This window comes from Xylophilus sp. ASV27 (assembly GCF_016428875.1).
Taxonomy (GTDB): Bacteria; Pseudomonadota; Gammaproteobacteria; order Burkholderiales; family Burkholderiaceae_C; genus Xylophilus.
In genome coordinates this window covers 1-249 of record NZ_JAELTO010000452.1, presented here as the reverse complement: position 1 = coordinate 249, position 249 = coordinate 1, and the positions used below count along the sequence as shown (strand labels likewise).

Annotated in this window: 1 protein-coding gene; it reads left to right on the top strand. The window is 65.5% G+C overall.

The annotated features are described in order from the left end of the window. Positions 1-137: 137 nt before the first annotated feature. A partial coding sequence (locus JHD63_RS25215) for a transposase family protein (protein WP_198973218.1) occupies positions 138-249 on the top strand: 112 nt, incomplete at its 3' end.

Below are 249 nucleotides of genomic sequence, written 5' to 3'. Positions count from 1 at the left end.
CGGCCTGATGGCCGAAAAACAGGCCCGCAAGGGCCCAAAGACCGCGGCACGGCTGGACTTGTTTGCAAATTGGCTCTATCAGGCCGCCTCAGCACATCTCAAAGCGCATTGCGCAGAGCTTCCCTAGCGCTGCCCCGATGAACCTACTGCACCACCTGCAGAGCATCTCCGACCCCCGAAGCCACCGCACGCGTCGCCACGACCTGCAGGCCATCCTGGCCGTAGCGCTGTGCGCCACCCTCGCCGGGG